At 64.4% G+C, this 25906-nt stretch carries 23 protein-coding genes; 6 read left to right on the forward strand and 17 right to left on the reverse strand.

What is annotated here, in order from left to right; all coding sequences use genetic code 11:
• Positions 1–10 precede the first annotated feature (10 nt).
• The 3 genes from BN2475_RS21300 to edd all read right to left on the reverse strand — a co-directional run bounded on the left by BN2475_RS21300 (position 11) and on the right by edd (position 4206).
• Positions 11–1387 carry a GntT/GntP/DsdX family permease gene (locus BN2475_RS21300; protein ID WP_094781476.1) on the reverse strand — a complete coding sequence of 459 codons (1377 nt, stop codon included), beginning with the start codon at positions 1385–1387 and terminating at the stop codon, positions 11–13.
• 246 nt (positions 1388–1633) lie between these two features.
• Positions 1634–2275 carry a bifunctional 4-hydroxy-2-oxoglutarate aldolase/2-dehydro-3-deoxy-phosphogluconate aldolase gene (gene eda / locus BN2475_RS21305; RefSeq protein ID WP_094781477.1) on the reverse strand — a complete coding sequence of 214 codons (642 nt, stop codon included), beginning with the start codon at positions 2273–2275 and terminating at the stop codon, positions 1634–1636.
• A gap of 26 nt (positions 2276–2301) precedes the next feature.
• Complete coding sequence (gene edd / locus BN2475_RS21310) at positions 2302–4206, reverse strand: phosphogluconate dehydratase (protein WP_094781478.1); 1905 nt, start codon at positions 4204–4206, stop codon at positions 2302–2304.
• Positions 4207–4496: 290 nt separating this feature from the next.
• Here edd and BN2475_RS21315 point away from each other — a divergent pair, with 290 nt between their 5' ends.
• Entirely contained in the window at positions 4497–5342 is an 846-nt protein-coding gene (locus BN2475_RS21315; protein WP_094781479.1) for a MurR/RpiR family transcriptional regulator, read from the forward strand.
• A 247-nt stretch (positions 5343–5589) separates the two neighbouring features.
• Here the strand turns inward: BN2475_RS21315 and BN2475_RS21320 are convergent, their stop codons facing one another.
• The 9 genes from BN2475_RS21320 to BN2475_RS21360 form a co-directional block, all read right to left on the reverse strand.
• The gene (locus BN2475_RS21320; RefSeq protein ID WP_094781480.1) at positions 5590–6006 is read right to left on the reverse strand and encodes a CopD family protein; all 417 of its coding nucleotides are present in this window, start codon (positions 6004–6006) and stop codon (positions 5590–5592) included.
• Between the two features lie 89 nt (positions 6007–6095).
• Positions 6096–7367, reverse strand: coding sequence for a glutamate-5-semialdehyde dehydrogenase (locus BN2475_RS21325; RefSeq protein WP_094781481.1), 1272 nt, complete (start codon positions 7365–7367; stop codon positions 6096–6098).
• 325 nt (positions 7368–7692) lie between these two features.
• On the reverse strand, positions 7693–8811 hold the full coding sequence (holA, locus tag BN2475_RS21330) for a DNA polymerase III subunit delta (RefSeq protein ID WP_094781482.1): 1119 nt from the start codon (positions 8809–8811) through the stop codon (positions 7693–7695).
• Positions 8812–8865: 54 nt separating this feature from the next.
• Positions 8866–9417: an LPS-assembly lipoprotein LptE gene (locus BN2475_RS21335; protein ID WP_174642015.1), complete on the reverse strand. Its 552-nt coding sequence runs from the start codon at positions 9415–9417 to the stop codon at positions 8866–8868.
• A 91-nt stretch (positions 9418–9508) separates the two neighbouring features.
• Complete coding sequence (leuS, locus tag BN2475_RS21340) at positions 9509–12100, reverse strand: leucine--tRNA ligase (protein ID WP_094781484.1); 2592 nt, start codon at positions 12098–12100, stop codon at positions 9509–9511.
• Between the two features lie 261 nt (positions 12101–12361).
• The gene (locus BN2475_RS21345; protein ID WP_094781485.1) at positions 12362–12793 is read right to left on the reverse strand and encodes an ExbD/TolR family protein; all 432 of its coding nucleotides are present in this window, start codon (positions 12791–12793) and stop codon (positions 12362–12364) included.
• A 117-nt stretch (positions 12794–12910) separates the two neighbouring features.
• Complete coding sequence (locus BN2475_RS21350; RefSeq protein WP_094781486.1) at positions 12911–13633, reverse strand: MotA/TolQ/ExbB proton channel family protein; 723 nt, start codon at positions 13631–13633, stop codon at positions 12911–12913.
• Positions 13634–13699: 66 nt separating this feature from the next.
• Complete coding sequence (dapB, locus tag BN2475_RS21355; protein WP_094781487.1) at positions 13700–14497, reverse strand: 4-hydroxy-tetrahydrodipicolinate reductase; 798 nt, start codon at positions 14495–14497, stop codon at positions 13700–13702.
• Positions 14498–14648: 151 nt separating this feature from the next.
• Positions 14649–15476 (reverse strand): outer membrane protein assembly factor BamE, encoded by an 828-nt coding sequence (locus BN2475_RS21360; RefSeq protein WP_094781488.1) that lies wholly within the window; start codon positions 15474–15476, stop codon positions 14649–14651.
• Between the two features lie 154 nt (positions 15477–15630).
• On the opposite strand from BN2475_RS21360, the gene fur reads away from it, so the two are divergent.
• A complete protein-coding gene (gene fur, locus BN2475_RS21365; RefSeq protein ID WP_094781489.1) occupies positions 15631–16059 on the forward strand; it encodes a ferric iron uptake transcriptional regulator in 429 nt (142 codons plus the stop codon).
• A 119-nt stretch (positions 16060–16178) separates the two neighbouring features.
• Here the strand turns inward: fur and BN2475_RS21370 are convergent, their stop codons facing one another.
• From BN2475_RS21370 to BN2475_RS21380, 3 genes are all read right to left on the reverse strand, one after another.
• A complete protein-coding gene (locus tag BN2475_RS21370) occupies positions 16179–16691 on the reverse strand; it encodes an ureidoglycolate lyase (protein WP_094781579.1) in 513 nt (170 codons plus the stop codon).
• A gap of 13 nt (positions 16692–16704) precedes the next feature.
• Positions 16705–17715 (reverse strand): allantoicase, encoded by a 1011-nt coding sequence (gene alc / locus BN2475_RS21375; RefSeq protein WP_094781490.1) that lies wholly within the window; start codon positions 17713–17715, stop codon positions 16705–16707.
• Positions 17716–17896: 181 nt separating this feature from the next.
• Positions 17897–19225, reverse strand: coding sequence for a C4-dicarboxylate transporter DctA (locus BN2475_RS21380; RefSeq protein ID WP_094781491.1), 1329 nt, complete (start codon positions 19223–19225; stop codon positions 17897–17899).
• A 214-nt stretch (positions 19226–19439) separates the two neighbouring features.
• Here BN2475_RS21380 and BN2475_RS21385 point away from each other — a divergent pair, with 214 nt between their 5' ends.
• Positions 19440–20132, forward strand: a complete 693-nt coding sequence (locus BN2475_RS21385) for a FadR/GntR family transcriptional regulator (protein WP_094781492.1) — start codon at positions 19440–19442, stop codon at positions 20130–20132.
• An 86-nt stretch (positions 20133–20218) separates the two neighbouring features.
• Here BN2475_RS21385 and gap read toward each other — a convergent pair whose 3' ends face one another.
• Entirely contained in the window at positions 20219–21229 is a 1011-nt protein-coding gene (gene gap / locus BN2475_RS21390; RefSeq protein WP_094781493.1) for a type I glyceraldehyde-3-phosphate dehydrogenase, read from the reverse strand.
• A gap of 96 nt (positions 21230–21325) precedes the next feature.
• Positions 21326–23347, reverse strand: a complete 2022-nt coding sequence (gene tkt, locus BN2475_RS21395; RefSeq protein ID WP_094781580.1) for a transketolase — start codon at positions 23345–23347, stop codon at positions 21326–21328.
• A 278-nt stretch (positions 23348–23625) separates the two neighbouring features.
• On the opposite strand from tkt, the gene speE reads away from it, so the two are divergent.
• The 3 genes from speE (at position 23626) to BN2475_RS21410 (ending at position 25801) form a co-directional block, all read left to right on the forward strand.
• Entirely contained in the window at positions 23626–24498 is an 873-nt protein-coding gene (gene speE, locus BN2475_RS21400) for a polyamine aminopropyltransferase (RefSeq protein ID WP_094781494.1), read from the forward strand.
• A 129-nt stretch (positions 24499–24627) separates the two neighbouring features.
• Positions 24628–25041: a VOC family protein gene (locus BN2475_RS21405; RefSeq protein ID WP_094781495.1), complete on the forward strand. Its 414-nt coding sequence runs from the start codon at positions 24628–24630 to the stop codon at positions 25039–25041.
• Between the two features lie 19 nt (positions 25042–25060).
• Entirely contained in the window at positions 25061–25801 is a 741-nt protein-coding gene (locus tag BN2475_RS21410; RefSeq protein WP_094781581.1) for a 16S rRNA (uracil(1498)-N(3))-methyltransferase, read from the forward strand.
• The last annotated feature ends 105 nt before the right edge of the window (positions 25802–25906 follow it).

The following is a 25906-nucleotide window of genomic DNA, read 5'->3' on the forward strand; positions in this document are numbered from 1 at the left end:
CAGAAACTCCTTACAAGACCGCCGCGAGCGCGAAGGTCAAGGCCAAACCCATCAGTGAAATGATGGTCTCGAGGAGCGACCATGTCTTGAAGGTCTGCCCCACCGTCATACCGAAGTATTCCTTGATCAGCCAGAAGCCGCCGTCGTTGACGTGCGAGAAGATCAGCGAACCCGAGCCAGTGGCCAGCACCAGCAACTCCGGCTTGACCTGCACCGCGCCCGCCGCCGCGATCGGCGCGACGATACCGCAGGCGGTGGTCATCGCCACCGTGGCCGAACCGGTGGCGAGGCGGATCAGCGCCGCGACGAGCCAGCCGAACAGCAGCGGCGAAATATGCGCCACGTTCGCCACATTGACGATTTCCTTCGAAATACCGCTATCCATCAACACGCGACCGAAACCGCCGCCCGCGCCGACGATCAGCGTAATGCCCGCGATCGGCGCGAGACATTCGCCGCAGAACTTCTGGATCTGCTCGCGCGTGAAGCCGCGGCTCGCACCGAAGGTCCAGAAGCTGACGAGCACCGCCGTCAACAGCGCGACGTCAGTGTTGCCGAAGAAGCGCAGCAGATCGTTGGGCAGGGTCTTCGGCGTGGAGATCAGATCGGCCCAACTGCCGACCAGCATCAGGATCACCGGCAGCAGAACCGTGATCAGCGTGACGCCGAAGCCCGGCAATTCGCGCTTCGCCGCGCCGGCTTTCGCAGGGACGTCGCCGTCGCCGAGGAATTGCGCGGCGAGCGGATTCTCCTTCGGCAACTGGATATAGCGGCTTACCAGCAGTGCGAACAGCGGACCGGCGACGATCGCGGTCGGCACACCGACCAGCAGCCCGTAGGCGATCGTCTTGCCGATATCCGCGTGATACGCCTGCACCGCGAGCATGGCGGCCGGGTGCGGCGGCAACAGCCCGTGCACGACGGACAGACCCGCGACCATCGGCAGGCCGACCAACAGCAGCGATTTGTTGGTGCGCCGCGCGACGTTGAACGCGATCGGAATCAGCAGCACGAAACCGACTTCGAAGAACACCGGCAAACCGACGATGATCGCCACGAGCATCATCGCCCAATGGATGTTCTTCTCGCCGAACAGGTTGATCAGCGTGGTGGCGATGCGCTCGGCGCCGCCGGATTCGGCCATCATCTTGCCGAGCATCGTGCCGAGACCGACCACGATCGCAATGTGCCCGAGCGTGTTGCCGTTACCGGTCTCGAACGATTTGACGATAGTCGCCATCGGCATGCCGGCTGCCAGACCCAGCAGCAGCGAAACGATGATCAGGACGAGGAACGGATAAACCTTGTAGCGCGTGATCAGCAGGATCAGCAATGCGATGGCGATCACCGCGTAGACCAGCAGCATGCTGCCGTGGACAGCTTCCATGAAGCGCCTCCTTTTTGGCGTTATTGAGTGTAGGACACGGCCAGCACTTCGCCTCACGGCGACCTGCGCGGCACCTGAAAACCCGGCTGACCGCACGGACGCTGAATTTTACTGTTTGTTTCCTGAAAACGCGCGGGATTGCGGCGCGCAAAGTGCACAGGAGCCTCGGCGCGACAGCCTGAGCGGCTGTAACGACGAGGCTCCTGTGTGTCGGGCCCTGACGGCAACCCGGGGCGCGGCTTCGACCTAGTGAGCGGGACCGGCCAGTTGGCTGGCGGCACGCGCCAGACGCGTGACTTCGTCCCAGTTCTGTGCGGCCAGCGCGGCCTTCGGCGTAAGCCACGAACCACCGACGCACACCACGTTCGGCAGCGACAGGAAATGCGTGGCGGTTTCAGCCGTGATGCCGCCGGTCGGGCAGAACTTCAGCGTCGGGAACGGGCCGTGGAATGCCTGCAGCATCGGCACGCCGCCGGCTTGCTGCGCCGGGAAGAACTTCACGATCTCGTAGCCGAGTTCGAGCGCCGCGATGATGTCGGTGGGTGTCATCACGCCCGGCAAGAGCGGCAGACCCGCATCCTGCGCGGCCTTGTGCATGTCCTTCGTCAGACCGGGCGAGACACCGAACTGCGCGCCGGCCTTCTTCGCCTGAGCACAGTGCTCGGGCTTCGTGATTGTGCCGACGCCGACCACGATGTCCTCAGCCAGCTGGCTGGCGCGCTCGATCGCTTCCAGACCCGCCGCGGTACGCAGTGTGATTTCCAGCACCTTCACGCCGCCTGCATGCAGTGCGCGCGACACGTGTTCGCCCTGTTCGACCGAGTCGAACGCGAGCACCGGAATCACCGGGCCGAGGCGCACGATCTCGCTTACTGTTTTCGACGTCATAGTCAGACTCCTGGTTTCTGCAGCACCTAGCTGGCTTGCGTGGTGCTGATGTGTTTTTCGGTATGCGCTTTGGCCGGCTCGCCATGGTGCAGCGGACGTTCGCCCACCATCTTGCCGAACACCGACGCGCCCTGCTCCGCGGGCGCCGCCGCCGCACGGAATACGCCGAACAGTTCGCGGCCGAAGCCGACTTCGTTTTCCGCCTGATGCTTCGGCTCGGCATTCGGCCGCGCCGCCCATTCGGCCGCGTCGATCTCGATGTCGAGCACGCCGGCTTCGGCGTCGATCACCAGCATGTCGCCAGTGCGCACCTTACCGATCGGGCCTTGCAGCAACGCTTCCGGCGACAGGTGAATCACCGCCGGCACCTTGCCCGACGCGCCCGACATACGGCCGTCCGTCACCAGCGCGACGTGGAAACCTTGATCCTGCAACACGCCGAGCAGCGGCGTCAAACGATGCAGCTCGGGCATGCCGTTTGCACGCGCGCCCTGGAAGCGCACCACGGCGATGAAGTCGCGCTTCAGCTCGCCGTTATCGAACGCTTCCTGCACCGCTTCCTGCGAATCGAACACGATTGCCGGCGCCTTCACCTTGCGATGCTGCGCGGCCACCGCCGAAATCTTGATTACGCCGCGACCGAGCTTGCCTTGCATCAGACGCAGGCCACCATCCGGCTGGAACGGTTCCTTGATGCCGCGCAGCACTGCCGTGTCCTCGCTCGCTTGCGCGCCCGGCACCCATTGCAGCTTGCCGTCGATCAGCTTCGGCTCTTCGGTGTAGTGCTTCAGTCCCTTGCCCGCGACGGTGTTCACATCTTCGTGCAGCAAGCCGCCTTCCAGCAGATTGCGCACGAGGAACGCGACGCCGCCGGCCGCGTGGAAGTGGTTGACGTCGGCCTTGCCGTTCGGATAGATCTTCGCGAGCAATGGCACCGCCTGCGACAGCGCGTCGAAGTCGTCCCAATCGATCACGATGCCCGCCGCCCGCGCGATCGCCACCAGATGCAGCGTGTGATTGGTCGAGCCGCCCGTCGCCAGCAACGCGACGATGCCGTTGACAATAGCTTTCTCGTCGATCACATGGCCGATCGGCATGTAGTGGCCGCGCTCCGCCGTCAGATCGAGCACGCGGCGCGCGGCCTGCGCGGTCAGCGCGTCGCGCAGCGGCGTATGCGGATGCACGAAGGCCGAACCCGGCAGGTGCAGGCCCATCACTTCCATCAGCATCTGGTTGCTGTTCGCGGTGCCGTAGAACGTGCAGGTGCCGTGGCTGTGATACGCGGCGGCCTCGGCTTCGAGCAGCGCGTCGCGGCCGCACTGGCCGGTCGCGAACAGTTGCCGCGTCTTCGCTTTGTCGTCGTTGGACAGGCCGCTGCCCATTGGGCCGGCCGGCACGAAGATGGTCGGCAGATGGCCGAATTGCAGCGCGCCGATCAGGAGACCCGGCACGATCTTGTCGCAAATGCCGAGGCACAGCGCCGCGTCGAACATGTTGTGCGTGAGCGCGACCGCGGTGCCCATCGCAATCACTTCGCGCGAGAACAGCGACAGCTCCATGCCGGCATTGCCCTGGGTGATGCCGTCACACATGGCCGGCACGCCGCCCGCGACTTGCGCGACGCCGCCGTTTTCACGCGCGGCGTGCTTGATGATGTCGGGATAGTTTTTGTACGGCGCGTGGGCCGACAGCATCTCGTTGTAAGAGGACACGATACCGATGTTCGGCTCGCGCATCTGCTTGATGACGAACTTGTCGTTGCCCTCCAGTCCGGCGAAGCCGTGGGCCAGGTTGGCGCAGGAGAGAGCGCCGCGCGCCGGGAATTTGCCTTGCGCGTGATGGATACGGGCCAGATATGCGTCGCGCGTGGGCTTGCTGCGCTCGATCACGCGCCGCGTGACTTTCAACAATTGCGAATGCGGGGAAACCATCGGAGCTCCTTCGTCGCTGGCGGCGGGCGTGCGCGCACGGTGCCGGGTAGGTATCGCGGGGTGTCGGTTCAACCGACCACGCCATCTTAGTAGAAAAACTACATGATCGCAACGCCAACTCCTGCTGCGTCGCCGCATCGACAAACGGGCTTTGCGGCTTTACTGGCAGCCGATCGGCGCTTGATGAACAAAACCTAGGGATAACACCTAGAACGCACAATGTAGTTTTTGTACATCACCGATCAATCGGATATAGTCCAGTCGTTCTTCAGCATAGTGTGAGTTTTGCGATGATGCTGTCCCAAGTGGAAGAGATGCGCGACCAGCTGCGCCCGTCTGAGCGCAAACTGGCCGATTACGTGATCGAGGCGCCGCGCGAGGTGCTCGACCTGTCGATGACCGAAGTCGCCGCGCGTGCAGGCGTCAGCCAGCCGACCATCGCGCGGTTTTGTCATGCGCTCGGTTTTTCGGGGTTTCGCGAGTTCAAGATCCGGCTCGCGCAAGGCATCGCCGCCGAGGTGCCCGCCGTCTACCGCGACGTGCGTCCCGACGAGCCGACCCCGGGCGTTGCCGCGAAAGTGTTAGACCGGACCATCGGCGCGCTGATCCAGGTGCGCAACAATCTGTCGTCGGACAGCGTGGCGGCGGCCATCGAAATACTGGCGCAGGCGCGGCGCATCGAGTTCTATGGCGCGGGCGGCTCGGGGATCGCGGCGCTCGACGTGCAGCACAAGTTCTTCCGGCTCGGCATGCCGAGTGTCGCGTATTCGGACCCGCATACGTTTCTGATGTCGGCGGCGTTGCTGAGCGTTGGCGACGTCGTGGTCGCGATCTCGAACACCGGCCGCACCCGCGACATCATCGACGCCGCGAAAGCCGCGCTCAACGCCGGCGCGAAAGTGATCGCGATCACGCACGGCAATTCGCCGCTGGCGCGGCTCGCGACGGTGGGTCTGTTCGCGAATGTGGACGAAGACACGGACATCTTTTCGCCGATGACTTCGCGCGTCTCGCATCTGGCGATCGGCGATATTCTCGCGGTGGGCGTGGCGCTCAGCCGCGGGCCGGAGTTGCTGGAAAAACTCGCGCAAACCAAGGAGGTGATTCACCGGCGCCGGGTGGATTCGCGTGGGTGATACGCGGGTGATACGCGGGTGATACGCGGGTGATACGCGGGTGATGCGTGGATGATGCGTGGGTGATGCGTGGGTGATGCGTGGGTGGCGCGTGGGTGATGTGCCAGGCCAGCGTGGCTTTCGCGCGGCGCGCGCAACGCCGGATACAGCAAGGGCGGTTTGCCGACCAATCTGCAAACCGCCCTTGCGCTTTCCTGCTTGCAACGATGAATGTGGTCCGCCACTGCGGCCCGACATCGGGATCGGATCAGAACGGCTTGATCACCACCAACGCGACCGCCGCCAACATGCCGAGCACCGGCAGTTCATTGAACATCCGATACCACTTGTCCGAGCGACGATTTTCGCCGCGCTCAAAAGTCCGCAGCAGCACGCCGCAATACGCGTGATAGACGATCAGCAGCACCACCACGCCGACCTTCGCGTGAATCCAGCCCTGCCCGCTGCCGATGCCGACCGCGAGCCACAGCCACAGACCGCATGCCAAGGCGGGCACCGCAATGATCGTCATGAAGCGGAACAGCTTGCGCGCCATGAACAGGAGTCGCGCCGTTGCGGCGGGTTCCGTTTCCATCGCCAGATTGACGAAGATGCGCGGCAAATAGAACAGGCCGGCAAACCAGGAAGCAATCAACACGATGTGAAACGTTTTTACCCAAAGCATCAGCGGTCCTCATACGACACGTTGGCATGGGCAGACGCACTCGCCTGCCCGCTTCCGTGAAACTCACGCGGAAAGAACATCACGCGGCTTTATTGACGGCCTTCGCCATGACCCAGCACGATGTACTTGAGCGAGGTCAGCCCTTCCAGACCGACCGGACCGCGTGCGTGCAACTTGTCGTTCGAGATGCCGATCTCCGCGCCCAGGCCGAATTCGAAGCCGTCCGCAAAACGCGTCGACGCGTTGACCATCACGCTGGCCGAATCCACTTCGCGCAGGAAGCGCATCGCGCGGTCGTGATCTTCCGTGACGATCGCGTCGGTATGTCGTGAGCTGTAGGTGTTGATGTGGTCGATGGCCGCGTCGAGATCGTCGACCACCTTGATCGCCAGCACCGGCGCGAGGTACTCGGTGCGCCAGTCTTCCTCGGTGGCATCGACGAGCGGAGCCACGCCCGCATCCGCCAGCACCGTGCGCGCCGCCGCGTCCACCCGCAGCTCCACGTCCTTGTCGCGATACAGCTTGCCCAACGGCGGCAGCACGGCCGCGGCGATGCCGCGCGCTACCAGCAGCGTTTCCATCGTGTTGCAGGTGCCGTAGCGGTGCGTCTTCGCGTTGTCGCACACGGTCAACGCCTTGGCCAGATCCGCCCGGTCATCGACATAGACGTGGCAGATGCCGTCGAGGTGCTTGATCATCGGCACGCGCGCTTCGTTGATCAGCCGCTCGATCAGCCCCTTGCCGCCACGCGGCACGATCACGTCGACGTATTCGGTCATCGTGATCAGCTTGCCGACCGCCGCGCGGTCCGAGGTGGCGACCACTTGGACAGCGTCCTGCGGCAAGCCGGCGGCCGCCAGCCCTTCGGCGATCAGCTTCGCCAGCGCGGTATTGCATTCGAGCGCCTCCGAGCCGCCGCGCAGGATCGTCGCGTTGCCGGACTTCAGGCACAGCGCCGCGGCGTCGATCGTCACGTTCGGACGCGATTCGTAGATGATGCCGATCACACCGAGCGGCACGCGCATCTGGCCGACCTGGATGCCGCTCGGCCGGTACTTCAGATTGCTGATCTCGCCGATCGGATCGGTCAGCGCCGCCACCTGCCGCAAGCCTTCGACCATCGTCTTCAGCGCCTTGTCCGACAGCGTCAGCCGGTCGATGAAGGCGGCGTCGTAGCCTTTGTCGCGTGCGCGCGCCAGGTCACGCGCGTTGGCGTCCTTGAGCAGCGCGGCATCGCGTTCGATCGCCTGCGCGACGGCCGCGAGCGCGGCGTTCTTGGCCGCTGTCGAGGCCCGCGCCATCGCACGCGAGGCTTGGCGGGCGCGTCGGCCGAGGTCGGTCATGTACTGGTCGATATCCATGGTCGTTCTCATAGTGCTGCGCACTTCGACGTGCGGCGGACAGGCAGAATTAGCGAAAGATCAAACGATTGTAAGTCGGGTGCCGGTGCTTTGCTCGCGACGGCGGCCGGTGTTGTCCTGCAGATTCGAAGCCTTGCGCCTGGCGCGGCGGACGCCAGCACGCTCGGGGACATGCAGCGCTGTGCAATCGCCGAGCCGCCGCGCGAAGCTTGTCGGGACCGCTTCGCGTCGTGGCCTGGTGGCGTCACGTCACGTTGCGTTTGCATTGCATTGCATTGCGTTGCGTTTGCGTCGCGTCGCGTTTGCGTTGCGTTGGCGTCGTGATTCAGGCTGGCCTGCGCGCCGGCGTCGTGGCACCGCCCCGAGGTCGTGGCGGCGGCACCGGCGCTGTTTTCGGCGCGGCCACGGTCATCGCCAGCTCGAACAGGCCGTCCCACGGATCAGGCGGTGGATCGTCGCGATGATTGCCCGGCGTGCCGCCCGACAAGCCCTTCACCTGCCGATCCAGCCGCGCCGCCAAAGCGAGCGCCTTTTCCAGCGCGCCTTCGGTAACGCGTGACAGCGCGGGCCCGATCAGCCGTTCACGCGGCCCCCACACGCGGTTCTCGCGCGTGAGCATCGCGAGCGGCTTGCCGGCCGCGACGCCACGCTTGATGCGCAGCAGCGTGCGCACTTCCTCGACGATCGCCCACAACACCAGCACCGCGGCCTCACCTTCACCGCGCAAGCCGTCGAGCATGCGCGCGAGGCGGCCGACATCACCCGCCAGCATCGCTTCGTTCAGCTTGAACACATCGTAGCGGGCGACGTTGAGCACCGCGTCCTGAACCTGTTCGAAGCTCAACGAGCCGGCCGGGTACAACAGCCCGAGCTTCTGGATTTCCTGATGCGCGGCAAGCAGATTGCCTTCCACCCGTTCGGCGATGAAAGCCAGCGCGCGTCGCCCTTCTTCGCCCGCGGCCACCCGCTGGCCCTGGGCCGCGAGCCGCTGCCCGACCCAGTTCGGCAACTGCGCACGCTCGACCGGATCGATCTTCAACGCAACGCCCGCGTCAGCGAGCGCCATGAACCAGGCCGACTTTTGCGTCGCCGCGTCGAGCCGCGGCAGCGTGATCATGGTCAGCACGTCGTCATTGACGGCCGCGGCGAGCGCCTTCAGCGCATCCGCGCCTTCCTTGCCGGGCTTGCCCGACGGAATGCGCAGCTCGACCAGCTGACGGTCGCCGAACAGCGACATCGACTGGCTCGCGCCCAGCAGCGAGCTCCAGTCGAAACCCCGTTCGACCGTGAACACCGAGCGATCGGTGAACCCGGCCGCTCGCGCCGCGGCACGGATCCGGTCGCACGCTTCCTGCGCGAGCAGATGCTCGTCGCCGTACACGACGTACAGTCCGGCGAGGCCCTTCGCGAGATGCGCTTCGAGCGCGTCAAGTCGCAGTTGCATGGCTACCGATCGGCGAGGTTGAAGAGGTGCGGCGCATCGAACACGGCGTGCCGCTCACAGCGGCGGCGGCGGCAGCGGTGCGCGCGGGGCGATGGCCGGCACGCCTTCGCCCGGCGCCGGGTTCATCGAACGCACGACCCCCAGACGGCGAATCAGCTGATCGATCGCGTCGCTCTCCATGTCGGCGAAGAGAATGTCGGCCTCCGCGGCCTTCGCTTGCGAGAACTGGTCGCTATAGGTCATCGCGCGGTTCAGCGCAATCACGCTCTGCGGAATCAGCACGGTGCCGTCCTTGCCGGTGAGCGTGTAGATCATCGACAGATTCAGCTGATACTCCTGGACCACCCCGAGCGTGTTCAGCGTCAGCGTGCTCTGACCGCGATTCTGCGTAAGTTGCAGCAACGCGTCGGCATTCGCGGGCGAATTGACCACGACCGTGTCGCTGCCACCTTGCACCATGCGCGTCAGGCGCGCGACAGCCGCCGGAGAACCACCGGCAACATAGAGGCGTTTGAAGGCGTAGTCCTGCTGGCCGCGCAACTGGAAGCCGCAGGCGGACAACATCATCACGCTGCAAGCCAGCGTCAAAAACGATCTGCGAGTCACATTGGCTCCCGGTTCGCAGTAAATTCCGCAGCGCAGACAAGCGCCGCCGCACGCAGCGACGACCTGTCTGCCGACATGTTTTCGTGGACCGTCAAACGACCACGTTCACGAGACGGCCCGGCACCACGACGATCTTCTTCGGCGCCCTGCCTTCGCTGAACTTCGCGACCATCTCGTGCGCGGCCGCGAACTGTTCGATCGCTTCGCGCGACGCGTCTTTCGCCACCGTGATCGCACCGCGCACCTTGCCGTTCACCTGCAGCACGAGTTCGATTTCGGCCTGTTCCAGCGCCTTCTCGTCGACCTTCGGCCACGGCGCGTCGAGCAGCGAGCCGAACTCGTCGGCATAACCGAGCTCCTGCCACAACTGGAACGTCTGGTGCGGCACGACCGGATACAGCACGCGCAGCATCACGCCGTAGGTTTCGCGCAGCACGGCCGGTTGCGCGCCCTTCGCGCCGTCGAGCGCGTTGAGCATCTTCATCGCCGCCGACACTACCGTGTTGTACTGCAGACGCTGATAGTCGAAGTCGGCCTGCTTCAGCACGCTGTAGATTTCGCGACGCAGCACCTTGCCGGCATCGCCAGCTTGCGCAGCGTCGAACTGGCCGCCTGCGCGCAACGCGGCTTCGTTCGCCTGACCAAAATTCCACACGCGACGCAGAAAGCGGCTCGCGCCTTCCACGCCCGAGCCGGACCACTCGAGTTGCTGCTCGGGGGGCGCCGCGAACATCACGAACAGACGCGCAGTGTCCGCGCCATACTGATCGATCAGCAATTGCGGATCGACGCCGTTGTTCTTCGACTTCGACATCTTCTCGACGCCGCCGAGCACCACCGGCTTGCCGTCCTCGTTCAGGACCGCGCCGACCGGGCGACCCTTGTCGTCGAACGACACGGTGACGTCGGCCGGGTTGTACCAGGTCTTCTTGCCCGCTTCGTTTTCGCGGTAGTACGTTTCGTTGAGCACCATGCCCTGCGTGAGCAGGTTCCTGGCTGGCTCGCCGAACTTGACGAGACCCAGGTCGCGCATCACCTTGGCCCAGAAGCGCGAGTACAGCAGGTGAAGAATTGCGTGTTCGATGCCGCCGATGTACTGGTCCATCGGAGCCCAGTAATCGGTGCGCTCGTCGACCATCGTTTTCGCGTCCGGCGATGCATAGCGGTAGAAGTACCAGGACGAATCGACGAAGGTGTCCATCGTGTCGGTTTCGCGTTTGGCCGCGCCGCCGCAGCTCGGGCAGGTGCAGTTCAGGAACGCTTCGGACTTCGCGAGCGGATTGCCCGTGCCGTCCGGTACGAGGTCTTCCGGCAGCACGACCGGCAGATCCTTTTCCGGCACCGGCACGTCGCCGCACGTCGGGCAGTGGATGATCGGAATCGGCGTGCCCCAGTAACGCTGGCGCGACACGCCCCAGTCACGCAGACGCCACGTGATCTGCTTGTCGCCGAGACCCAGCTCCTTCAGGTCCGCGGCGATCTGGTCGACCGCCTGGTCGTAGGTGAGGCCGTCGTACTTGCCGCTGTTGACGAGCGTGCCGTTCTTCTCGCCGTACCATTCTTCCCAGGCTTCGGTCGAAAACGCCTTGCCTTCGACCGTCACCACCTGTTTGATCGGCAGACCGTATTTCTTCACGAACGCGAAGTCGCGCTCGTCGTGCGCCGGCACGCCCATCACCGCGCCTTCGCCATAGGTCATCAGCACGTAGTTGCCGATCCACACCTCGACCTTTTCCTGCGTCAGCGGATGCGTGACGTAGAAGCCGGTCGCCATGCCCTTCTTTTCCATCGTCGCGACGTCGGCTTCAGCGACGCCGCCGCGCTTGCATTCGTCGCTGAACGCCTGCAGCTCCGGCTTGCCTTGCGCGAGACGCGTGGCGAGCGGATGCTCGGCGGCGATCGCGCAAAAGGTCACGCCCATGATCGTGTCGGCGCGCGTAGTGAACACGCGCAGCAGCTTCCGTTCACCGTCGATCTCATACGGGAAGCCGAAGTTCACGCCGAAGCTCTTGCCGATCCAGTTCTGCTGCATGATCTTGACGCGCTCGGGCCAGCCGAGGCCGTCGAGATCGTGCAGCAGTTCGTCCGCGTACTGCGTGATGCGCATGTAGTACATCGGGATTTCGCGCTTCTCGACGAGCGCGCCCGAACGCCAGCCGCGGCCGTCGATCACCTGCTCGTTGGCCAGCACGGTCTGGTCGACCGGGTCCCAGTTGACGGTGCCGGTCTTCTTGTACGCGATGCCCTTCTCGAGCATCTTCAGGAACAGCCACTGGTTCCACTTGTAGTAGTCGGGGCTGCAGGTCGCGACTTCGCGCGTCCAGTCAATCGCGAGACCCATCGACTGCATCTGCTTCTTCATGTAAGCGATGTTGTCGTAGGTCCACTGCGCGGGCGGCACGTTGTTGGCCATCGCCGCGTTTTCCGCCGGCATGCCGAACGCGTCCCAGCCCATCGGCATCAGCACGTTGTAGCCGTTCATCCGCAGATAGCGGTACATCACGTCGTTGATCGTGTAGTTGCGCACGTGCCCCATATGCAGCTTGCCCGACGGGTACGGCAGCATCGAGACGCAATAGAACTTGGGCTTGTCGGAGGTTTCCGTCGTCTTGTACGCGTCGATGGCGCGCCATTGCCCTTGCGCGGCGGCTTCGACGTCGGAGGGAACGTATTTTTCGTGCATGGTGTGATGGGATCGCTGGGTTCGGTGCTTTCGCACCGGCCGTTTTGGTGCTCTGCTGGATGAAATGGCGTTGTTTCCCCTTCGGCGGGGAAAAGGCTGATTATACCGTTCGCGCACGGGTGCACCGCGTGCGATGCTGCGCGGGCTTCGCGCGCTGTGGCCGGCTTCGCCCGGATGGTGCGCGCCTTGCGTCGCGCCATGCCGCGTGATTCGTGCCAGCCAGCCGCCGGTGCGGCACGCACCATGACGCGCGGCCGATCGCTATTGCGGCGCAGCCGGCGGCGGCGGGTCCGTCACGAAGCCAATACGCTCGAGCCCGGCCTGCTGCGCCGCGCCCATCACCTGCGCAATCACCTCATAACGCGTGGAGCGCTCTGCGCGCAGCTGAATCTCCGGCTGCTGTTCCTGTTTGGCCGCTTGCGCGAACTGCGTGCGCATCTGTGCGAGCGTGATCGGATTGCCGTTCCAGTACAGCTTCCCAGCGCCGTCGATCGATAGCGCGATGGTTTGCGGCGTCTGCCGCGCGGGCGCCGCCGCGACTTTCGGCAGGTCGAGCCGGATCGCGTGCGTGAACAACGGCGCGGTGATGATAAAAATCACCAGCAGCACCAGCATCACGTCGATCAGCGGCGTCATGTTGATGTCGGCCATCGGTGCGGCTGTATGCTTTTTCTCGAGTCCGCCGAATGCCATGTCGCCTCCTTCTGCCTGAACGTGCTGCCTGACGCGCTGCCCGGTGTGCTAGGTCATGTGCTGCCTGAGCGTGCTGCCTGAGCGTGCTGCCTGAGCGTGCTGCCTGGGGTTTCCGCCCTAGCGGTGCGCCTCATGGGTCGAAGTCTGCTGTGCACGCACCGGCGCGTGAGCCTGGTCGGCCGGCGCGCATACGTACGCGTGCAGGTCGTGCGCGAAACCGTCGAGGTCCTCCGTCAGCTGACGCACCAGACGCCCGAGTATGTTGTACGCGAGCACCGCCGGAATCGCCACCACGAGGCCGAAAGCGGTCATGATCAGCGCTTCGCCGACCGGCCCGGCGACATTCTCGATCTGTGCCTGGCCGCTTGCGGCAATGCTGCCGAGCGCATGATAGATGCCCCATACGGTGCCAAGCAACCCGACGAACGGCGCAGTACTACCCACCGACGCCAGCAGCACCTGGCCGAATTCGAGCCGCCGCTGCGACGCGTTGAGCGCCTGGCGCAACGCCCGCAGCACCCGCTCGCTGCGCTCGACGCGTGCGAGCAGCACGCCCGGAATGTCCACTTCAGCCGCATGCAGCGCGGCTTCGGCGAGCGGCGTGAAGACCCGTTCGCGATCCGCGCGCCGCAATGTTGCGACGCCTTCGGACAGCGTGGGCGCTTGCCAGAACTGCGCAATCGCCCGCTTGGCCTGACGTTTGGCGCGCGTGAGAATCCAGCTCTTGACGATCAGAAAGCACCAGCTCGCAATCGACATGGCCAGCAGCACATACGCGACGCCATGCGTGATCGCGTCGCCGGTTTGCAGGTAGTGGATGATGCCGCTGCTGGCTGCCATCTGACCTCGCCGTGGACAAGTGATTTCAGGGGGCGCGCCCAGGGGCCGCTTGCCCCCGACACGCGTTCAACGCAGGCCGAGTACGTCCTGCATGTCAAAAAAGCCGGTTTCGTGGCCTGCGAGGAAGCGCACGGCACGAAGCGCGCCTTGCGCATACGACAGACGGCTCGCCGATTTGTGCGTGATCTCGATGCGCTCGCCGATGCCCGCGAACAGCACCGTGTGGTCACCGACGATGTCGCCGCCGCGAATCGCCGAAAAACCGATGGTGGACGGATCGCGTTCGCCGGTCACGCCTTCGCGGCTATAGACCGCGCAGTCGTCGAGATTGCGGCCGAGCGCGTTGGCGATCACTTCGCCCATCGTCAACGCGGTGCCGGACGGCGCGTCGACCTTATGACGATGATGCGCCTCGATGATTTCGATGTCATAGCCGGTCGCGAAATGCTTCGCCGCATATTCCAGCAGCTTCAGCGTAACGTTCACGCCGACGCTCATGTTCGACGCGAACATGATGGCGATCCTGTCCGCCGCCGCGCGCAGTTGCGCTTTCTGCGTGTTGTCGAAGCCGGTCGTGCCGATCACCATCTTCACGTCGTGGCGCAGCGCCGCTTCCAGATGCATCAGCGTGCCTTCCGGGCGCGTGAAGTCGATCAGGTAGTCGGATTCGGCGAACACGCGCTCGACGTCGTCGGTCAGCAGCACGCCCGTCTGTTTGCCGAGAAACGCGCCGGCGTCCTGACCGAGTTGCGCAGAGCCCGCGCGGTCGAGCGCACCGGATAGCGTGACGTCGGAATCGTTGAGGACGGTTTCGATGAGCATGCGGCCCATACGGCCCGATGCGCCAGCAATGGCAATTTTCATGGCTACGAGCGTTCGAAAAGACAAACCCGGCAAAGGCGGGCGAAAGCGGCAGCGGGCAGCACGCCCGCGCGCCGCACTTCATGGGAAAGGCTCAGAATCCGGCGGGCGCCGCGCCTGGCGCGATGCCCGCCTCAAAACACGGACCGCGTGATCAGTCGCCCGTTCCCGAAGTCGACGGGGAACTGGTCTGCGGTGCGTTGTACGTCGGGCTGGCGCTGCCGCTTTGTAAGCCCGTCGGTCCCACCGGATTGCTCTGCGTAGCGGGAACCGGCGGCGCCGGACGGTGGAACTGGAACTGCGGCTGGCCGCCGGACGTCGGGCCTTGCGACGGGACGCCGCCAGCATTGGCGGTCGGCGCCGTGGCGCGCACGGACGACGGCCGGTTACCCGACGGCGACTGCACCGCATTGGTCGCACGATTGGCGGCTTGCGCGGCTTCCTCGTTGGCGTCCGTGGACGGCGCGGCCGCTGCGGCGGCGCCTTCGACCGAAGGTGAGCGAGCGGTGTCCACCGTGACCGGCGCCGCGGCCGCGGCAGCACTCGCGGCGTTCGCGCTGCCGGCCGCCTTCTGCACGGGCTTGCCACCGTGCTTGTCGCCGTCGATTTCGGCGAGCAGCTCGAGGTTGCTCGGCAGATCTTCGCCGCCCGTCCAACTGGTGACGAGATCACCCGAGAAAAACACTGTGAAGTCGCGCTGCTGCACGACTGAAGTCGAGCCGCGCTTGAAATAGAACACGTAGTCCCAGCGGTCCGCGTGGAACATGTCGGTCAAGAGCGGCGTGCCGAGCACCTGGCGCACCTGCGCGCGGGTCATGCCGACTTTCATCTGCCCCGCCATTTCCTGCGAGACAAAATTACCTTGCACCACTGTAATCCGGTACGGCGTGATGCTTTGGGCGACACGCTGCGTCAGGCTGTCGTACGTGGAACATCCGGCAAGAACCGCGACAGTCGCAACAGCGATCAAGGTACCCCGCATGCGGCTCCCCCGGTAGATCAATTGAGATTTTGAAATCATTTCACTCACCGTGCGGGCCCGCTGACGAGCCGCGCTTCATTCCATCGAAGATGACCAGAACGGCAAAAACACATTACTATGAGAGCCCAGCATTGTACTCTAGGGATCCCTTGTCATGACCAATCCAACCGATCTCAAGAATATCGGGCTCAAGGCGACCCTTCCGCGCCTCAAAATTCTTGAGATTTTTCAGCACAGCCCGGTACGTCATCTGACAGCCGAAGACGTATACCGCAACCTGTTGCACGAAGAGCTCGATATCGGCCTTGCAACCGTGTATCGCGTGCTGACGCAGTTCGAGCAGGCCGGCCTGCTCACGCGCAGCAATTTCGAATCGGGCAAGGCGGTGTTCGAACTGAACGAAGGGTCGCATCACGACCACCTTGTTTGCCTCGATTGCGGGCGCGTCGAAGAGTTTTTCGACTCCGAAATCGAGAGCCGTCAGCAGTCTATCGCGAAAGAGCGCGGCTTCAAGCTGCAGGAACACGCACTAGCGCTGTACGGTGCCTGCACCAAGGAAAATTGCCCGCATCGCAAGCACTGATGCAGGGCCAGCCGCGTCGGGGGCGCGCGGTCCGGCAAACTAAAAAAGACCCGGCCGATGCGAATCGGCCGGGTCTCTTAACGTCCAGCAGCGCCGTGTGACGAGCGCCGATGGCGCCGCTAGCTCACCAGTTCGGCGCTCGGCTCGAACGCCAGCCTCCACGGCTCGGCCAACCGCAATTCGTCGCAATTTTGCTGCTCGCCGCCACGATCGACCACCACGAAATCGCTCACCTGATCGAGCGCCAGCAGTGGATGATGCCAGACCCCTTTCGCATAGTTGACGCCTTGCCAGGCGTCGGTCCAGAAGGCGCGCATTTGCGCCGGATCGAACTCGCCCGCCGGCGCGACCACCACCAGATAGCGAGCCTGCCGTAATGGAATGAAAGCCTGGCTGCCGAGCGGATGCCGCTCCATCATCGTGATCTCGACCGGCAGCGCACGCGGTTGCGCGCGAAACAGGTTGATCAGCGGCCGCCCGCCGTGTTCCGTCACGTCGACCCGGGCGAGATCGTGATAGCGCTCGGTCGTGCCGCCGTTGATTGGGAAATGGCGCGCGCCTGCCAGTTCGATGACGTCGCCGAACGGCGCGAAGGCCGCTCGCGTCAGACGTTCCATCTGCAATGTCTTCATCGGGATCACTCCGTTACACGACCTCGCCCCACAGGCGCAGGCGCGATACGCCGCCGTCCGGGAAGATATTGAAACGCACGTGCGTAACCAGCCCCAGCGATTCGAGACCCTCGGCGAACGTGTGGACGTGGTCCATCTGCAGTTTCTGATCGCCGAGCAGCACCGGCCAGAACATCGCCTGCGTGATGAGGGAATCGTCCGTGCCGCCCGTTACCGACGCCGCCTGCACCGAACAGCGGTCGGGGAAATTGCCCTTGAAGTGCGCGGTATCCACTTCGATCTTGCGGATCACGCCCGGCCGCGCCAGCGCGACGATCGCCCAGTCGTTGCCCGGCTCGCGACGGCGCCGCGTTTCCCAGCCGTCGCCCATGTTGACGCCGCGGCCCGGCATCAGCATTTGCGAGGCCGCTCCGAAATGCTGGTTGTTCGCCGCCACCAGATACGCGCCGTTTTCGATCGCCGCGAGGTCCAGCAGCGTGCCGCGCTCGATGCGCGTCCAGTCGCGCTGCGGCTGGCCGTACACGCGCAGACGCGCGAGACCGCCGTCCGGATATAGATTCACGCGCAGATGGGTGAACGCGCGCCCGTCGTTCACTTCGACGTAGTGGTGCTGGTTGCCCTGCAGCGTGGTGGCCGGTACCAGCGTTTGCCAGTCTGCGTGCTCGGACGGCGCGTCGCCCTCAACGTAGCAGGCGTCGATCGATGCAGCCGGCGGGAAGTTGCCGGTGAAGTGGCTGGTATCCAGATCGACGCCATGCACGACGCCCGGCCGCGCGAGGCGGATCACGCAATAGTCGTGGCCGGTAGTGCGCTTGCGGCGGGTTTCCCAGCCATCCATCCACTTGCCGTGATCGTCGTATTTGCCGGGAATGAACACCGCCGGCTGCGGTTCGAGCATGCGTTCTTTCGGTGCGAAGAATTCGTCGCTGGCGTGCAGCGCCTTTGCACCCAGACGCGGGTCGGCGAGGTTCATGTAACGGCGGGTAAAGGCGGGAGCGTTGGGGTCGAGGATCGGGTTAGCCATGGTCTCGGTCAGACAGCAAAAAGGTGAAGGACTGGCGGCGGAGTCGCGGCATCCGCCGTCGCACAGCGCGCCTGGTTGGCGCGGGAAATCAGGGTGCGGGTGATCGCAGCGTTCGCGGATCGTTCGCGCGTTGATCGCTCATGGATCGCTCATGGATCGCTCATGGATCGACCCGCTCGCATCAGACGGCCGGTGCGCGGTCGCCCGCCACCGACTCGTCGCCCGCGTCTTCGCCGGCGGGCACGTAGCGCAATGCCGCGTCGCGGTTCAGAACGCGATGCGCACGCGCCCGGTCGATATCGTTTTCCCACACGGCGACCACTACCGTCGCGACGCAGTTGCCGATCAGGTTGGTCAATGCGCGGGCAATGCCGACGAACCAGTCAACCGGCAGGATCAGCACGAGGCCGAGCACGGGAATCGCCGGAATGGCGGACAAGGTCGCAGCCAGGATCACGATGGCCGAACCGGGAATGCCGTGCGCGCCCTTCGACGTCACGAGCGACACCAGCACCACTACGATCAGGTCATGCAAGGACAACGGGGTGTTGGTGGCCTGCGCGATGAAGATCACCGCAAGCGTCAGATAAATCGAAAAACCGTCGAGATTGAACGAGTAGCCGGTCGGAATCACCAGTCCGACGGTCGAGTCCTTCACACCCATCCATTCGAGCTTGCGCATGATCTGCGGCAGCACGGCATCGGACGAAGCGGTACCGAGCACGATCGACAGCTCTTCACGCAGGTAGCGAACCAGCTTGAACAGGCTGAAGCCCGCCAGCCGCATGACCACACCCAGCACGACCGCCACGAACACGACGCAGCTCGCGTAGAAGACCAGCACCAGCATGCCGAGTTGCTTGAGCGATTCGACGCCGTACGTGCCGGTCGTGAACGCGATCGCACCCAGCACGCCGAGCGGCGCGAGCTTGATGATGAAACCCATCACGCGGAAAAACACCTGCGCCAGCTCGTCGACCAGCGCGTTCACGCGCTGCGCCTTCTTGCCGAGCAGCGACAGCGCCGAGCCGAACAACACCGAAAACACCAGAATCTGCAGGATATCGCCGGTGGCGAACGCGTTGATCGCGGTGTCGGGAATGATCTTCAGCAGAAAGCCGGCGGTGTCCTTGAGGCTCTTCGCGTGCTCGGCGTAGGTCGCGAGCGACGCGGCGTCGAGCGAACGCAGATCGATGTTCATGCCCACGCCCGGCCGCGTGGCATAGGCCAGCACCGCGCCGATCACGAGCGCGATCGTCGTCATGATCTCGAAGTACACCACCGCCTTCAACCCGACGCGCCCCACTTTGCGCAGATCGCCGGCGTGCGCCATGCCGCTGACCACCACGCAGAACACGATCGGACCGATCACCATCTTGATCAGCTTGAGAAAACCGTCGCCGAGCGGGCGCAGCGATTGAGCGAAATGCGGGTACACCGCGCCGATCGCGACGCCCACCACCAGCGCTATGACGACCCGGCCAAATAGCGAATTGAAGAATTTCAACACGGCTGCCTCCTGGTTGCGATTCTGATCTGTTCAGACTGGTCCGACCAGCACTGTTATGGCGAATAGTAGGAAGCCGATATACTGACGTCAAGGATTCATCGAACAGTGTTTACCCGCTATTTCGCGGGATTGCGGATTTGCATCGCGGCAAGGCACACGCGTTGAGAGCGCGTATTACAATACTGGTCAGACCAGACCGCCGAGGGAGCCACAAATGAAAAATGTCCCGCATACCGTCACCGACGCCGCCATTGCGACCATCCGCGACCGGATCGAAGGGGGGGTCTATCCGGTGGGCAGTCTGTTGCCGGCCCAGCGTCAACTCTCCGAAGAACTGTCGATCAGCCGCGCGTCGTTGCGCGAAGCGCTGTCCACGCTCGAAGCGCTTGGGCTGCTGACGATCCGTCCCGGCAAGGGCGTGTACGTGGAAAGTGCGCAAGCCGCGGCCGCGCAAACGTGGCGTTTCGCCGAGCAGTCGTCGCTGCCGGATACCTATCAGATGCGCTACGCGCTGGAGGGCTTCGCCGCGCGCATGGCGGCGCTCGCGGTGACAGACTCCGACCTCGCCTGGTTCGAGGAAAACATCACGGCGATGCAGACAGCACTCGCATGCGACGAACTCGACGAAGCCGCCCGCCTCGATTACGACTTTCACATGCGCATCGTGGGCATTGCCGGCAACGCGGCGATCGAATCGATTCTGAGCAGCAGCGCAGAAATCATGAAGGAAAGCCAGCGGCTGCCGTTCTACCGGCGCGAACTCGTGCTATCCACGTACACCGAGCACCGCGCGATTCTGGACGCGCTCACGGCGCGCGATTCCGCCGCCGCCGGCAAGGCCATCGAAACCCACATCTCGAACGCCGCGCAGCGTGCCGGCGTTTATTTCCCGACTCCGCAGATGTAAAAAAGCCGCCCCGAAGAGCGGCTTTTTTTGCGCTGGAAAGCCGACCTGAGGCCGGCCTCACAGCGCATCACACGAAGCGCAATGGCTTACTTCGCGCTGGCGAGCGCCACCGCCGTGTCCAGCATGCGGTTCGAGAAGCCCCACTCGTTGTCGTACCAGCTCGACACCTTCACCAGACGGCCCGACACCTTGGTCAACGTCGCGTCGAACGTCGACGAAGCCGGGTTGTGGTTGAAGTCGATCGACACCAGCGGTGCGTCGTTGTAACCGAGGATGCCCTTCAGCGCGCCTTGCGATGCTTCCTTCATGATCGCGTTGACTTCTTCGACCGTCGTGTCCCGCGCGGCGATGAACGACAGGTCGACCACCGACACGTTGATCGTCGGGACGCGAATCGCGTAGCCGTCCAGCTTGCCGTTCAGTTCCGGCAGCACGAGGCCAACCGCCGAAGCAGCGCCGGTCTTGGTCGGGATCTGGCTGTGCGTCGCCGAGCGTGCGCGGCGCAGATCTTCGTGGTACACGTCGGTCAGGACCTGGTCGTTCGTGTACGCGTGAATCGTCGTCATCAGGCCGTTCACGAGGCCGATCTTGTCGTTCAGCGGCTTGACGAGCGGTGCCAGGCAGTTGGTCGTGCACGATGCGTTCGAGATCACCGTGTCCGATGCCTTCAGCACGTTGTGGTTCACGCCGTAGACGACCGTTGCGTCGACGTCCTTGCCGCCCGGCGCCGAAATGATGACCTTCTTTGCGCCGCCCTTGATGTGCGCGCTGGCCTTTTCCTTGGTCGTGAAAAAGCCTGTGCACTCCATCACGACGTCGACCTTCAGCTCGCCCCACGGCAGTTCCGCCGGGTTGCGGTTGGCCAGCACGCGGATCTTGTCGCCGTTGACGACCAGGTAGTCACCGTCCACCGACACGTCGCCCGGGAACTTGCCGTGCGCGGTGTCGTATTGCGTCAGGTGAGCGTTGGTTTTGGCATCGCCCAGATCGTTGATGGCGACGATTTCGAGATCGTGCTTCTTGCCGTTTTCGTAGAAGGCGCGCAGGGTGTTGCGGCCGATCCGGCCGTAGCCGTTGATTGCGACGCGAATCGTCATGGTCTATCTCCTGATGGCTGAAAAAATACGTCCAGGTTTGTCTGACTGACAGCATTGCCGCGCATTCGCACACACACGGCAACGCATGCCGTTGGATCAGCCGAGTGCGGCTTTAGCCGTTTCTACTACGTGCTCGACCGTGAAACCGAAATGCTTGAACAGTACGCCTGCCGGGGCCGATTCGCCGAACGTGTCGATCCCGACCACCCCGCCTTCCAGACCCACATACTTGCGCCAGAAATCCGTCACACCCGCTTCGATCGCAACGCGGCGTACGCCCTTGGGCAGCACGCGTTCGCGGTACGCGGCGTCCTGCTTGTCGAACACCGTGGTCGACGGCATCGACACGACGCGCGCCGCGATGCCTTCGCGCGCCAGCGGCTCGACCGCCTTCAGCGCGAGTTCGACTTCCGAGCCGGTGGCGATCAGGATGATCTTGCGCGCAACGATCTCGTCGTTCCAGTCGCGCAGCACGTAGCCTCCCTTCTCGATGTTGGCGATCTGCGCGTCGGTGCGCTCCGTGAACGGCAGGTTCTGACGGCTGAAGATCAGGCACGACGGGCCTTGATGTTCGATGGCGTGGGTCCACGCCACCGCCGTCTCGACCGTGTCGGCCGGGCGCCACGTGTGCAGATGCGGAATCAGACGCAGGCTTGCGACGTGTTCGATCGACTGGTGGGTCGGGCCGTCTTCGCCCAGACCGATCGAGTCGTGCGTGAACACGAAGATCGACTGCGCCTTCATCAGCGCGGCGACGCGCAGCGCGTTGCGGCTGTAGTCCGAGAACGTCAGGAAGGTACCGCCGAACGCCTTGAAACCGCCATGCAGCGCGACGCCATTGATCGCGGCGCTCATGCCGAATTCGCGCACGCCGTAGTTCACGTAGTTGCCGGCGGCCTTGCCTTCGGCGTTCACGCGAACCGACTTGGCAGCCTTCCAGTTGGTCAGGTTCGAACCGGTCAGATCAGCTGAACCGCCGAGCAGTTCAGGCAGCACCGCCGACAGGCCTTCGATCGCCTGCTGCGATGCCTTGCGCGTCGCGACGGTTTCGGCGCGCTCGTTCGCGCCGGCGATGATGGCCCGCGCCTTTTCCTTCCAGTCTGCCGGCAGCTGCTTCGCATCGCGCCGCTTGAACTCGGCCGCTTCCTGCGGATACTTCGCCGCATAGGCCGCGAATGCCTTGTCCCAGTCGGCTTCGAGGTGCGCGCCCGCGTCCTTCGCGTCCCACGCTGCGTAGACCTCCTGCGGAATCACGAACGGCTCCCACTTCCAGCCGATCGCCTCGCGGGTCGCCGCGATTTCCTTGTCGCCGAGCGGCGCGCCGTGCGAATCGTGGGAGCCGGCCTTGGTCGGCGAGCCTTCACCGATCACGGTCTTGCAGCAGATCAGGGTCGGCTTGTCCGACAGCTTGGCCTGCTTGATCGCCGCGTCGACCGCGCCGACGTCATGGCCGACCACATTCGGGATCACCTTCCAGCCGTACGCTTCAAAACGCTTCGGCGTGTCGTCGTGGAACCAGTGCACCACTTCGCCGTCGATCGAGATGCCGTTATCGTCGTAGAACGCGATCAGCTTGTTCAGCTTCAGCACGCCCGCCAGCGAACAGGCTTCGTGCGAGATACCTTCCATCAGGCAGCCGTCGCCGACGAACACGTACGTGTGGTGGTCGACGATCTGCGCGTCAGGCTTGTTGAATTCGGTGGCGAGCAGCGACTCGGCGAGCGCCATGCCAACCGCGTTCGCCAACCCCTGGCCGAGCGGCCCGGTGGTGGTTTCGACGCCCGGCGTGATGCCGTATTCCGGGTGGCCCGGCGTCTTCGAATGCATCTGGCGGAAGTTCTTCAGCTCTTCCATCGGCAGATCGTAGCCGGTGAGGTGCAGCAGCGAGTACAGCAGCATCGAGCCGTGGCCGTTGGACAGCACGAAACGGTCGCGATTGGCCCATTGCGGGTTCTTCGGGTTGTGGCGCAGATGACGCGACCACAAAGCCACACCGATTTCGGCCATGCCCATCGGCATGCCGGGGTGGCCGGAATTCGCTTTTTGAACGGCATCCATGGACAACGCGCGGATTGCGTTGGCCATCAAGGAAGTGGGTGTGGGAGACGAGGTCGTCATGTCGAGTCCGGAGACAGAGTCAGGAAGCGGTGCGCGCTTGAGGACCGGGAGCTCGGCGGCCAATTCGCTGCGGCGCACGGTGCGGCGCCACGAGACGCGAAACGGGCAGAGCAAACGGACAAGGCTGAAAGCGTCACATTCTAACAGAACGTTGACCGGCTCCCGGCGCGCAGAGCCGCCGGTGCGCACGGTGCGATTCAGGCGTGGCGGCCGAAGCGCGTCGCCCTTTACAATTGGACAACCAAACCCACCGCGCTCCAGAGGGAGCCCGCCCCGCCGTGAGCGCTGCCCTGTTGTTCCATCCGAGTCCCGACGCCGTCTATGGGTTTCCGCATGCGCGTCTTGTCGCACGCGTCGATTCGCGGCACCAGCGTATCGAGGTGTGGGATACGCGCCAGCTCGGCCGGCTTTTCACGCTCGACGGCCGGCCGATGACGTCCACTGGCGACGAGTTCATCTATCACGAATGCATGGTCCATCCGATCGCGCTCGCGCATCCGTCGCCGCGCACGGCGCTGGTGCTCGGCGGCGGCGATGGCGGCGCGGCGCGGCAACTGCTGCGGCACCCCGGCATCGAACGGATCGTGGTCGCGGAGCTGGATGCGGAAGTGGTGCGCCTGACACGCGAACATTTGCCCGATGTACATGGCGCCGCGTTCGACAATCCGCGCGTCGAGCTGGTGATCGGCGACGCCGCGCAATACGTCGCGGCAGCGGCACCGTCACAGTTCGAGCTGGTCATCTTCGATCTGACGCCGCCGGATTCGCCCGCCGCGAGCCTGTACACACCCGCCTTCTATCAGCAGCTCAAGCGGACCATGCGCCCGGGCGCCGCGCTCTCGTTGCATCTGGGCTCACCCTATTTCCACGCACGCCGGATTGCCGGCCTGCTCGACGATCTGCGCGCCGCATTCGCCGTCGTGCGCACGATGAACACCTTCGTCCCGCTGTACGGCTCGCTATGGATGATGGCGAGCGCCAGCGATACGCTCGACCCCGCCGCCATCGCTATCGACACGCTTGCCGAGCGCCTCGCGGCACGCGGGATCGACTCGCTGAAACACTACGAACCGGCCATGCACGCCGGACTGTTCTCGGCATCGCGGTCTGTGCGCGATAAACTAAGTCAATTCTTAAAGCCAACGCGCTAACGGGTGAGCACAATATACGGTTGCGTCTGATCGCACGATCGGTAGCGGACACACGACCGGCGCGGCGCGTCGCCTTCAACCGGCACCCGTCACTTGCCCCCCGCCAACCCCAAGGATCCGGAGAACTCCATGACCGCCCCTCGCCCAGCCGGTGTGCCCTGGTTGACCCCTTATCTGACGGTGCGCGACGCGCGTGCCGCGACTGCGTTCTTCGCCGCGGCTTTTGGCTTCGAAGTACGCGACAGTGTTGAGGACGACGGCGTCGTCATGCATGTCGAGATGACCTATCACGGTCAGTTGATCGTGATGTTCGCGCCTGAGGGCGCGTTCGGGTCGGCCGCGAAAACACCTCGAAGCGCGGGCGCGATCGCCCCGCAATCGTTCTATGTCTATGTCGACGACGTCGATGCGGTTTATGCGCGGGCGCTGGCGGCCGGCGCGAAATCGCTGAGCGTGCCGCAGGATCAATTCTGGGGCGACCGCTTCGCTCAGGTCGAAGATCTGGACGGCTACCGTTGGGCGCTCGCTTGCCACCTTTCCTGAGCCAATGAGTATTTTTCTGATGCCTCGTTTCTTCGTCGGTACACCCCTTAGCCCCGACGACATCATGCAGCTTCCCGATGACGTCGTGCGCCACATCCTCGTGCTGCGTTTGCAGCCCGGCGATTCGATCGTGCTTTTCAACGGCGAGGGCGGCGAGTACAGCGCCGAACTGATCGAGGTCGAACGCCGCTCGGCCCGGGTGAAAATTCGCGAATTCCGCTCTATCGAAGTCGAAGCGCCGTATCGCCTCACGCTGGCGCAGGGCATTGCCGGCGGCGACAAGATGGACTGGCTGATCGAAAAGGCAGTCGAACTCGGCGCGTCCTGCTTCGTGCCGCTGACCACCACGCGCAGCGTCGTGCGGCTTGCCGGCGAGCGCGCACAGCGGCGGCATGTGCACTGGCAAGGCATCGTGCGGGCGTCGTGCGAACAGTGCGGGCGCAACCGGCTGCCCGAAGTCATGCCTGTGCGCGAGATCGCGACCTGGCTCGGTGCGCTGCCCCGCGAGCCCGAAGCGGACGAGCTGCGCATTCTGCTGTCGCCGCGCGCCAGCATCCGTTTCTCCGCGTTACCGGAGACGGCGCCAACGGGCCGCGTGACGGTGCTGGTCGGCCCCGAAGGCGGGTTTTCCGCCGCCGAGGAAGCCGCCGCCACCGATCACGGATTTACCGCCGTCGGCCTCGGACCACGCGTGTTGCGCACCGAGACCGCCGGGATTGCGGTTCTGTCGGCACTCGCGGCTCGCTGGGGCGCTTGGTAAGTTCAGTTGCTCCGCGCCTCACGTTCCCGGCGCGAGGCGCACTACAGGAAGAGAAANNTTTCTCTTCCTGTAGTGCGGTACAAGCAATGCGCGGGTGGGCGGGCA

Source organism: Paraburkholderia ribeironis, from assembly GCF_900019265.1.
Lineage (GTDB): Bacteria > Pseudomonadota > Gammaproteobacteria > Burkholderiales > Burkholderiaceae > Paraburkholderia > Paraburkholderia ribeironis.

Bases quoted from the DNA above. Each gene is read 5' to 3' on its own strand.
- BN2475_RS21300 (WP_094781476.1), bottom strand. From the start codon at position 1,387: ATGGAAGCTGTCCACGGCAGCATGCTGCTGGTCTACGCGGTGATCGCC.
- leuS (WP_094781484.1), bottom strand. From the start codon at position 12,100: ATGCACGAAAAATACGTTCCCTCCGACGTCGAAGCCGCCGCGCAAGGG.
- gap (WP_094781493.1), bottom strand. From the start codon at position 21,229: ATGACGATTCGCGTCGCAATCAACGGCTACGGCCGGATCGGCCGCAAC.
- eda (WP_094781477.1), bottom strand. From the start codon at position 2,275: ATGACGTCGAAAACAGTAAGCGAGATCGTGCGCCTCGGCCCGGTGATT.
- tkt (WP_094781580.1), bottom strand. From the start codon at position 23,347: ATGACGACCTCGTCTCCCACACCCACTTCCTTGATGGCCAACGCAATC.
- BN2475_RS21410 (WP_094781581.1), top strand. From the start codon at position 25,061: ATGCCTCGTTTCTTCGTCGGTACACCCCTTAGCCCCGACGACATCATG.
- fur (WP_094781489.1), top strand. From the start codon at position 15,631: ATGACCAATCCAACCGATCTCAAGAATATCGGGCTCAAGGCGACCCTT.
- dapB (WP_094781487.1), bottom strand. From the start codon at position 14,497: ATGAAAATTGCCATTGCTGGCGCATCGGGCCGTATGGGCCGCATGCTC.
- BN2475_RS21360 (WP_094781488.1), bottom strand. From the start codon at position 15,476: ATGCGGGGTACCTTGATCGCTGTTGCGACTGTCGCGGTTCTTGCCGGA.
- BN2475_RS21385 (WP_094781492.1), top strand. From the start codon at position 19,440: ATGAAAAATGTCCCGCATACCGTCACCGACGCCGCCATTGCGACCATC.
- edd (WP_094781478.1), bottom strand. From the start codon at position 4,206: ATGGTTTCCCCGCATTCGCAATTGTTGAAAGTCACGCGGCGCGTGATC.
- BN2475_RS21315 (WP_094781479.1), top strand. From the start codon at position 4,497: ATGATGCTGTCCCAAGTGGAAGAGATGCGCGACCAGCTGCGCCCGTCT.
- BN2475_RS21325 (WP_094781481.1), bottom strand. From the start codon at position 7,367: ATGGATATCGACCAGTACATGACCGACCTCGGCCGACGCGCCCGCCAA.
- BN2475_RS21320 (WP_094781480.1), bottom strand. From the start codon at position 6,006: ATGCTTTGGGTAAAAACGTTTCACATCGTGTTGATTGCTTCCTGGTTT.
- BN2475_RS21350 (WP_094781486.1), bottom strand. From the start codon at position 13,633: ATGGCAGCCAGCAGCGGCATCATCCACTACCTGCAAACCGGCGACGCG.
- holA (WP_094781482.1), bottom strand. From the start codon at position 8,811: ATGCAACTGCGACTTGACGCGCTCGAAGCGCATCTCGCGAAGGGCCTC.
- BN2475_RS21345 (WP_094781485.1), bottom strand. From the start codon at position 12,793: ATGGCATTCGGCGGACTCGAGAAAAAGCATACAGCCGCACCGATGGCC.
- alc (WP_094781490.1), bottom strand. From the start codon at position 17,715: ATGGCTAACCCGATCCTCGACCCCAACGCTCCCGCCTTTACCCGCCGT.
- BN2475_RS21370 (WP_094781579.1), bottom strand. From the start codon at position 16,691: ATGAAGACATTGCAGATGGAACGTCTGACGCGAGCGGCCTTCGCGCCG.
- BN2475_RS21405 (WP_094781495.1), top strand. From the start codon at position 24,628: ATGACCGCCCCTCGCCCAGCCGGTGTGCCCTGGTTGACCCCTTATCTG.